At 65.8% G+C, this 6,171-nt stretch carries 6 protein-coding genes and 2 pseudogenes (1 of these 8 only partly in view); 4 read left to right on the plus strand and 4 right to left on the minus strand.

Annotated features, from left to right (window positions below; all coding sequences use genetic code 11):
• Together D472_RS26320 and D472_RS27905 are read left to right on the plus strand one after the other, a co-directional pair.
• On the plus strand, positions 1 to 237 hold the final stretch of the coding sequence (locus D472_RS26320; protein WP_449406507.1) for a DUF4132 domain-containing protein. 1,191 nt of this gene lie to the left of the window's left edge; 237 of the gene's 1,428 nt are visible here — the last part of the coding sequence; the start codon falls outside the window, past its left edge; it ends in the stop codon at positions 235 to 237.
• Between the two features lie 272 nt (positions 238 to 509).
• Positions 510 to 734: pseudogene (locus tag D472_RS27905) on the plus strand (DUF5710 domain-containing protein); the annotation flags it as partial.
• Between the two features lie 51 nt (positions 735 to 785).
• Here D472_RS27905 and D472_RS0123320 read toward each other — a convergent pair.
• The 4 genes from D472_RS0123320 to D472_RS28895 form a co-directional block, all read right to left on the minus strand.
• The gene (locus D472_RS0123320) at positions 786 to 2,204 is read right to left on the minus strand and encodes a GntP family permease (protein ID WP_017606852.1); all 1,419 of its coding nucleotides are present in this window, start codon (positions 2,202 to 2,204) and stop codon (positions 786 to 788) included.
• Between the two features lie 364 nt (positions 2,205 to 2,568).
• Entirely contained in the window at positions 2,569 to 3,069 is a 501-nt protein-coding gene (locus tag D472_RS0123330; protein WP_017606854.1) for a metallophosphoesterase family protein, read from the minus strand.
• A gap of 185 nt (positions 3,070 to 3,254) precedes the next feature.
• Entirely contained in the window at positions 3,255 to 3,596 is a 342-nt protein-coding gene (locus D472_RS0123335) for a hypothetical protein (RefSeq protein WP_017606855.1), read from the minus strand.
• Between the two features lie 507 nt (positions 3,597 to 4,103).
• Positions 4,104 to 4,307: a hypothetical protein gene (locus D472_RS28895; protein ID WP_152448052.1), complete on the minus strand. Its 204-nt coding sequence runs from the start codon at positions 4,305 to 4,307 to the stop codon at positions 4,104 to 4,106.
• 219 nt (positions 4,308 to 4,526) lie between these two features.
• On the opposite strand from D472_RS28895, the pseudogene D472_RS26975 reads away from it, so the two are divergent.
• Both D472_RS26975 and D472_RS27910 read left to right on the plus strand, forming a co-directional pair.
• Positions 4,527 to 5,292: pseudogene (locus tag D472_RS26975) on the plus strand (transposase family protein).
• Positions 5,293 to 5,597: 305 nt separating this feature from the next.
• The coding region (locus D472_RS27910; RefSeq protein ID WP_239643038.1) for a Crp/Fnr family transcriptional regulator at positions 5,598 to 6,171 on the plus strand (574 nt) is incomplete at its 3' end.

Genomic DNA, 6,171 nt, shown 5'->3' on the forward strand with positions numbered 1-6,171 from the left:
GACCTGCGCTCCTACCGGATCCACCTGGGCAGCGCCAACATCTTGATGGAACCGGACGACTCCTATCTGTGCGTGGTGCCTTCGGGTAAGGAGAAGGGGCCGGGGTTGTTCCTGCCCTTCGAACAGGACGGCGGACGTTTGGCGTTGATCCTGTCCAAGGCCCTGATGCTGGTCACGGATGGCGCCATCGAGGACGAGAGCATCACCAGGCAGATCCGTCGCGGATTGGACGGGTAGGGGAGCGTCCACGGGCGGTGCCCGGTCGGTACACGGAAGGACCTCGGTCTCGGAAGGGCCCTGGTCTTGGGCCGGGGTCGGGGTTCGGGGGGCGGTTCCGGGCGTTCGACGCGGACGAGACCCCCACCCACGGTCAAAAAAGTGGTGGATCGTGACCGTAGGTGGGGGTCTCGCCGGGAAACCCCCGCTCTCCAGCCACGCGGTGGAACTGACTTCCCGCCACTTCCCTCGCTAGAGTCACCGCGCCATCACATCCCCACACGAGGAGTGCAGTGCCTGCCGAACGCATCTGGTTGGACGTCCCCTACGCGGAGAAGGACCTGGCGAAGGCCGAAGGAGCCAGATGGGACGCCCGCGCGCGTCGGTGGTACGCGCCCAGGCCGGGCATGGCGGGGTTGGAACGTTGGGCGGCCCGGCCCGACATCCCCACCTCGTTGCCGGGGGAGGACCGATCGCTCGGCTCGGGGTTGTTCGTCGACCTGGTCCCCACGGTGTGCTGCGGGTCGAGGCCGCCACACCGAAGCGGCGCCGCTACGCGGGTGCCCGGCTCAGAACGACCCGACGACGGAGACGAGACTCACCAATGAGATGACCACGAGGACCGGAACAACGAGGGTCACCACACCAAGGTCCTTGTAGGACTGCCGATGGGTGAGACCACAGACGATGAGCAGGGTGACCACGGCCCCGGAGTGCGGCAGCGTGTCGAGTCCGCCCGCGGCCATGGCGGTGAGCCGATGCATCGCCTCCATCGCGACGCCTTCCTGCTCGGCCATGGCCCGCAGGTCCTCGCCCAAGGCGTTGAGTGCGATCGTCATACCGCCGGAGGAGGAGCCGGTGAGACCGGCGGTGACGGAGACGGACAGGACGGAGGTCCACAGAGCGCCGGCGCCGAGACCGAAGACCGAGTCGCGGACGATGGCGAAGGCGGCGACAGAGGCGATGACCGCGCCATAACCCACCTCGGAGGCAGTGCTGAAGATCGGGAGCATGGACCGCTTGGCACCGTCCACGACCCCGCCCCACAACGTGACGAAGTGGCGGAGGTTGAGGACCACCAGGACGAGGCTCGCCGCGATGATCCCCAACAGCACGGCCCACAACCCCACCCGTTCATCGAAGGTGACCCCACCGAACCTCTCCTGCTCCAGGTAGGACCAGTCCAGGGCCGGAAAGATGAGCAGGGTGCACGCGAAGTTCACGACGAAGACCGTCAGCAGCGGCAGGAAGGGAACGACACGGTTGGGTGGCGCGAGCGTGGTGACCTGGTGGCCCCCGTCGCCATCGTCAAAGGACCCGACGGTCACACGTGCGCTCTGAGGGCTGTCGAAGCTCTCTCCCTTACGGATCAGCGCGGCGCGTCGGTATTCCAGCCACAGCAGGCCGAACCCGAAGATGAGGGCACCACCCACCAACCCGATGCCGGCGCCGGCGAACGAGCCGGTGCCGAAGAGTTGCCCCGGAATGATGTTCTGCACCTGAGGACTACCCGGCAGCGCGGTCATCGTGAAGGTGAAGATTCCCAGCGCGATGGTCGCGGGGATGAGGCGGCGGGGGATGTCGGCGACCCGGAACAGTTCGCGTGCCAGCGGATACATGACGAAGGCCACGACGAAGAGACTGATGCCGCCGTAGGTCATCAGGGCCGAGGTGAGGATCGTCGCCGCGATCGCGCTCCGGGAACCCACCAGCTTCGTCACCGTGCGGGCGATGCTCTCCGCGTAACCGGTGACGGTCATCAAGACGCCGAAGATCGCACCGAACAGGAACACGGGGAACCAGCTGCCGACGAAGGCGGCCATCGCCGGCATGAAGATCTCGGTGTAGGAGGCCAGGATCGGAGCCCCGGAGAAGACCACCGCGACCACCGAGGCCAAAGGTGCGGCGAGGAGGACGGGCACACCGCGGTAGGCGAGGGTGATGAGCAGGAGCAAGGACGTGACGATGCCTATGATTCCCAGCGCCATGGGACTCCTCGGGGGTCGGGGCACGCGTGCCGGATCTTCACTGGGGGACCACACCGTTTCCGGGAACACCGGTGCCATCGTCCAGCGGCATGGGGTGTGCCGCCTCGGTGGGATCGTGGCCGCCGAACGGGAGGTCGAACACGCCGCTCATCCTCGCGTCGAAGGAAGGGTGGGGAAATGGTGACCGGTCGGGTGAACCGCGTGAAGCTATGGGGCGTTCGGATGTTGAAACGATGATGTTCGTTGCGGTATGGGAGCTCCGGTGGGGCGGGAGTGGCGGGGTGGTGCTCCCGTCGAATACCGGGGAGTGGGAGCAGGCGGCCCTGAACAGGGGACGTTGGACAGGTGAGGAAGTGAACCGGGATCAGCGGCCGGTCTCGACGCGGTGCAGTCGCACGTCGAGCCGGCCGTCGGTGATCTGAGCGCTCATGTAGGTGTGGTGGGGCTGCCTGCGGCGGTCGGTGGGTGAACCCGGGTTGAGCAACCGCAGGCCGGTATCGGCGTGGGTGTCCCAAGGGATGTGGGAGTGGCCGAAGACGAGTACGTCCACGTCGGGGAAGCGTTTGGCGCACCGACTCTCGCGCCCCTTGGCCGGCCCCGTCTCGTGCACGACGGCCAAGCGCACACAGCCCAGGTCCTCGCGTGCCACCTCGGGTAGCCGCTCGCGCAGCTCGGGGCCGTCGTTGTTGCCGTACACGCCGATGAGCCGTTCGGCGCGCGCTTGGAGGGAGGTCAGCGAGTCGAGGTCGCACCAGTCTCCGGCGTGGATGACCACGTCCGCACGATCGACCTCCTCCCACACCTGAGCGGGGAGGTCGCGGGCGCGTCGCGGCAGGTGCGTGTCGGAGATGATCAGCAAACGCATGGCTCGCAGGGTACTCGGGGCCTGGTCAGAGGAGGTCCTTAGACCAACTGAACGGGCCGGCTTGGTAAGAGGTGTCAGGAGTCCGTCGTGTCACCGATCCTGACGGTGACCTGCCCGCGTAGAGGCTGGACCTGGGGCGGAGAAACCCTCTGACACCGCCGACACAGATCGGTTCAGGCACACCGTCAATCGCCACTACCCTGGGCGTTCCATCTCGCCCAGTAGACCTTTCCCACCTCTTCGAACGCCTCGGTCGCGCGTACGTGATCATCGATCCTGGGGCGCGAATCCGTCGCCCCGTGGAAGACCTCGAAGGCGAAGAGCTCCGTGTCCCCAGGGGTGTAGTCGTCGGTGCCCTCGTCGTCTCGTCCGAACCGCTCTTCGAGAAGGTTCTGAACCGACCCCAACGGCAATACTCCGAAGTACACGGTGTGCCGCCACTGTCGTCCTGCCCGAGGTTGTTCCTCGCCTTGGTAGGGGTGGTCTGGACACCACGGCAGGGATGCTTCCTCCCGCAGGTCGATCACCGGTCTGTGGTTGCCTTTCTTGGTGGGAGGCGGCACATCCGTGGGCCGAACATCTTCACCGTGAGCCAGAAGTCGACGATCTTGGCCCGCTGCTCGTCATCCTTGTCCACGCACTGCTCCTCGTGCGGCTGTTCGACTTCTCCCGAGTGGGCGAGGCCCCCTCCCACGGTCAAAAAAGCGGTCGACTGTGACCGTGGGAGAGGGTCTCGCCAAGGCTGGAACCCCACCTCGTCGTGGTCACCGTCGAACCGCCTCCCGAGGCCTGGCAGAGGGCCCAGAAAGCCCGAAGTGAGCTGTCGCGGCAACAGGCACCGTGGTGACGTGAGCCGGGAGAGGGCAGACCCCGAAGCCACCGTGGGAAGAGGGCACGGAATCGACAGGAGTGGGTTCGGTTCCCTCCGGGGCATGGACGGTAACTCGACCTGCCGGTCGAAGAGCTCTCATATGCGTTTGTGTAGATCTACCGCGTGGTCGCGGGCTGCCTGGGCCGCCGATGGAAGTCGACGATCATGGAGATCTTCGGCCTCCGCTACCCAGTACTCCTGACCAGGTCGGACCGCTCCGGGCCGATGCCGCATTGCCTCCGCGCAGGCAGAACGCTCCCGCCTCGGTCAGCTTTGTGGGATCGGTGTAGCCGGTCTCGCGTAGGCAGGGGTGCGCCCGTTCCAACAGCAAAGCCTTTTGGGCGCGTTCGTTGGCGTCGTTGAACATTTACGGGATCGCAAGGCCCAGTGCATCGCCCGCCTGTGTGAAGTCGAGGAGGGTGCCGGTAGTCGTCCGGGTCCCCGCACCGTCGCCCGCTCAACGACCCCTTTCCAACCTGAAGGCGCAGGTCACGGCTCTGCGCCGACCTTCTGAAACCCCTCCTGAATAGCAAGAAGCCTCTGGTAGAGGAGTTAACGACCAAGAAAACCCAGCACCAGAGGCTCCATGCTGTTCTACCGCGCCTGCCTGCCGTTGTCACGTCGCACCCTGAACCTGGCCGCCCGCACTATCCGCACCCACCGCAAGAACACCGGTTCCCGATGGCGGCGCCTGGATCCCGTACAGCAGGCCCTGCTCGTGCTGGGCCGCCTCTACAAGGGCGAGCCGTTCGCCCAGGTCGCGGCCGGTTTCGAGGTGGGCACCACGACGGCCTGGCGCATGCGTGCGCGAGACCACGGCCCTACTCGCCGCCCAGGCTCCCACGCTCGAACAGGGGCTACGCCGCGCACGCCGCAAAGGATGGGGGTATGTGATCGTGGACGGCACCCTGATCGCCTGCGACCGTGTGGCGGCCGACCGCCCGTTCTACTCGGGCAAGCACAAAAGACACGGCATGAACATCCAGGTGGTCGCGGCACCTGACGGCGAACCGTTGTGGACGTCGTGGTCCCTGTCCGGGGCGGTGCACGACACCAGAGCCGCTCGGGTGTGGAAGATCGCCGAACGCATCAAGGCCTCGGGCCTGCTCGGTCTGGGCGACAAGGGGTATGTGGGTCTGTCCGAGGTGGTGTTCTGCCCGTTCAAGGGCCGGGGCAAGCCGCAGTGGAAGAAGGACGCCGACTCTGACCACGCCAAGCTCCGCAGCCCTGGCGAGCGGGCTTTCGCCCGGCTCAAGAACTGGGACGTCCTACGCCGGCTGCGGTGCTGCCCGCAGCGAGCCGGCCAGATCACCCGGGCCGTACTCGTTCTTCAACTCCGAGAAGCAGGATGAAAAAGGTTCAACGTACCCGTGTGCAGTGACTGGAGCAGCGCCCGTAGAACCATCCGCACTTCTGTTCCGTTGTCGGCTTTCTGGGTTTTCCATCTTGAGGGTCTGTGTGGTGCCCGAAGATGAAGATAGTAGTTGGCGTTATTCACGACCTGTATCTTAATGTTTCCCAGTGTGAGCGTGTGAGGGTCGCTGAGCCTCACGGCGTGGTTCGTCGCTCTTCCCGATCCGCACTCTGTCCCGAAAACCCGTAGGAAGCAGATGACGGGACACTCGATATCGAACATCGAGCGGAATGAGGACCCCCCATGCACAGATACGGCTTCGGTGCACTGCTCGCCGACGACCAGTGGGATCGCTTGGTCCACGGCTTTCCAGTGACCTCCTTCGTTCCCCGGCAGGTTCTCCTGGCACAAGGAACCTTGGGCAAGGGGATCCACCTTCTCCTCAACGGTCGGGTCCGTGTGGAGTCGGTGTACGCGGACGGCACCGCCGACCCGCTCGCCTTCCGCTCCCGCGGCGAGATATTCGGCGAATCCGTCCTTGCCGGAGGGAGGCTGAGCCGTAACGCCACCGTGACGGCTCTGTCCGGCTGCACCACCATTTACACGCTCGCTGAACGTTTCCAGGGGCGACTCAAGGAACTCGGTTTCGCCCCCTTCTGTGGGAGAGCGTTTTCAAACGGCAGATCGAGAGCGACCAGATCCGGATCCAACTCGCCCGCATGCCCGCCGAACGGCGACTTCCCGCCGCCCTGGTGCACCTGGCGGCGATGGTGGGGAAGCCGACCCCGGCCCCCCTCACCGACGGCCCCGAGAGTGCCGGCCCCGGGTGCTTCTTTGAGGTTCCCCTGCCACAGCAAGAGGCCGGCGGGGTTGCCGG

Origin of the sequence: Nocardiopsis alkaliphila YIM 80379 (genome assembly GCF_000341005.1) — a bacterium.
GTDB classification, from domain to species: domain Bacteria; phylum Actinomycetota; class Actinomycetes; order Streptosporangiales; family Streptosporangiaceae; genus Nocardiopsis; species Nocardiopsis alkaliphila.